Origin of the sequence: Mycobacterium sp. (genome assembly GCF_039583785.1) — a bacterium.
In the GTDB taxonomy this organism is placed as follows: Bacteria; Actinomycetota; Actinomycetes; order Mycobacteriales; family Mycobacteriaceae; genus Mycobacterium.
The window spans coordinates 1-2,685 of record NZ_JAVKSG010000166.1; the positions used below are offsets into that span (position 1 = coordinate 1).

Annotated in this window: 3 protein-coding genes; all 3 read right to left on the minus strand. The window is 28.3% G+C overall.

The window, feature by feature from the left end:
- Positions 1–24: 24 nt before the first annotated feature.
- Positions 25–417 carry a hypothetical protein gene (locus ABDV69_RS20930; protein ID WP_343577717.1) on the minus strand — a complete coding sequence of 131 codons (393 nt, stop codon included), beginning with the start codon at positions 415–417 and terminating at the stop codon, positions 25–27.
- Positions 418–638: 221 nt separating this feature from the next.
- Complete coding sequence (locus ABDV69_RS20935) at positions 639–857, minus strand: hypothetical protein (RefSeq protein ID WP_343577718.1); 219 nt, start codon at positions 855–857, stop codon at positions 639–641.
- A 32-nt stretch (positions 858–889) separates the two neighbouring features.
- Positions 890–2,685: hypothetical protein (locus tag ABDV69_RS20940; RefSeq protein WP_343577719.1), on the minus strand; the 1,796-nt coding region annotated here is incomplete at its 5' end.

The following is a 2,685-nucleotide window of genomic DNA, read 5'->3' on the forward strand; positions in this document are numbered from 1 at the left end:
TATTACTATCGAGTATATAATTAGTTAACTTACTACCGCATAACAGTTATATGTGCCAGAATTTGGTAGCGTTATATTTGCATAATATTTTCCACTGCTTCCGGTCATTTCAGCTACAGGATTTTTATTTTCATATAATTCTACAGTACCACTATAATTCGTTGGTGAAACCGCTGCAGCAAATTTTATTGTACCATTTTTTTGAATAATTGTAGTATTTACACTTAAAACTATACTTGTAGAAGTTGTTGTTGTTGATGTAGAAGTTGTTGTTGTTGATGTAGAAGTTGTTGTTGTTGATGTAGAAGGTGTAATTGTAGTACTAACTGGTTTAACATAATTTTTATATATAAAATATCCGCCTACTGCGGCAACAATTCCTCCTATACCAATCTCTGCTATCTCCTTTTTATCCATAATTATATATTACTATTTAATATATAATTACCTTACAACGGATAATTCTTCAGCCATATTATCTATGGAGAATTTCAAATGAAGAAATATAGGATTTCCTGTTTCATTATAAAGATTTTGGCAATTAGCCGATGCTATAGAAAAATCTTCACTTAGTTCGTCAATAAGAGCCCTTATTTCTTTTTCATTCATAATATACTATTACAGCAAAATATAAATATTTATTGTACTTTTTTTCGTAAAACTGTGCCATCTTTTCTATAGCCTAAAGCACAAATATATTTATAAAGTCTCATTGATAAAAATCTACCATCTTTATACCAGTATTTTATAGTTTCATCATTATCTGGTAATTTTGAAATGAAAATAGAACGTATCATTCTAAAGCTTCTACCATCCTTTAGAATGCTTTTTAATAATGATAAGTACTCATCGTTCATTATATGATAATTACTTAAGTATATATAAAGGTTTATATTATTTTGCTTTCTAATTGATTATCAGTATTTAATGATAACTGTATATCCTCTATTTCCTTAACTTTTAGTACGTGTACAGGATTTTTGAATGATTTTATTCTCCTTTTTACATATTCTATTTTAATACTTGTATCGTTGTTCTCAGCAAATGACAGCATATTTCTGTAAGGACAATTAAAAGCTTTTAGAAACTTCATAAAGCCTATTTTTGTTATATAGATATCGTCTTTTTCAATGATGTAGTCATATCCTTCCATATAGGTAGAATATGATAAGTTTTCTGCTTTCTTTATCTGTTCTTTTACATATGATATGAATATTTCATACCAATCTGTTTCCTGTTCTTCTCTTTGTACTATAGTAAAAGGACATTCTAAGCCATTCCTTTTAAATATATCTTTCCACATATTGTTTATGAAAGTCTGATAAGCGATGAAAGGTTCAAAGCCAGCTTCAATCAGCTTCATTATTCCTGATGTTATCTCGTCAACGTTTTTATCATTTAATTCTTTTAGTAATATAAAAAGAAAACCGTTGTTAATTTTTTTCTTATTATTATACCAACTTATTATATCATTTTTACCAGCTTCTGGATGTACAACGATAAGTCTTGATGAAATTCCACTGTCTATATATATTTCTTCGTTAGAGGTAAAAATTGGTATGGAAGTTAACTCCCACGTTTTATTTTTCCAGCCTAATGCCCCTCTTGACTGTATTGCACTACCAGTGGACAAGTCTTTTAATGCGGGGTATATTTTAGCGAATATATCCTGTGTAATCTCGTTTATAACTACAGGATATATTGTACTTGATAAGTTATTTCTCATAGAAGCCAGTGTTCTTAGATTTTCTCCTGATAATTCCAATGAGAAATTGTCAAAACCATTACAAATGACAAACTTTGACATGGCGGATTTTCCTTCTTCTGATTTTCCGCTTATATAAGGAAAATAGATTTTCAAGTCATCCTCTTTTAAATATTTTTCAAATAGTAATAACGGTGCATAATTAAATAATAAGGACATTATTTTTTTCTGTGTTGTTATATTGTAAAGTTTTGTTATATTTTGCAATTCTTCTTTTATATCGTAGTTTATAGGATAATTAACACTTATTATTCCATCTTTTATGTAGAAAGGTTCATTGCTTTTTAATGAAAAAGGAAGAAGAAGAGTGATACATTCATCGAAATATATTTTCAGTAAGAATGCTTCCTTATTTGTTAAGTGATATTCGCTTATAATATCATTAATTGCATCTTCTTCAGTATTTGTTCTATCTTTTCTATCCTTACCTATCCTATATTGAATATAATATGTATTCATATTTAAATAAACATTAACAAGCCTTATTTTAATCGGTAGCTTTGGTTTTAACATTTTTTGGATTTGAGTATCACCTTCTCCAACAATATCCGTTTCAAGGTACTGGAATATCTTGCCCCAGACCGTTTTTAAACCGTAATAAGTGTGAACCTCGAACTCATTTCCATTCTTGTCAGTACGTGTCTCTTTTACATCCGAATAAATAATTAGATGTCCAGAGTATAATTGTATTTTTATATCGGATATTTTTGTATTATTAAAAAAATCAGGAATAAGGTCTTCTAATTCATCGTGTGGGGTATCTATAGGAAGATACTCGTTTTTAAGTTCTGTGTCTAATAATTTAGCAGTTTCTTCTAATTCTTCTTTAGAAAATCCTGATAAATATAATCTCTCTAAAACATAATTTTCCAGTTCTTTATCCTTTATTGTTTTTATTTCGTTTTCTGAAAATTTCATAA

Excerpts from the sequence above, each read along its gene's own strand:
- ABDV69_RS20930 (WP_343577717.1), bottom strand. The coding sequence starts at position 417 with ATGGATAAAAAGGAGATAGCAGAGATTGGTATAGGAGGAATTGTTGCC.
- ABDV69_RS20935 (WP_343577718.1), bottom strand. The coding sequence starts at position 857 with ATGAACGATGAGTACTTATCATTATTAAAAAGCATTCTAAAGGATGGT.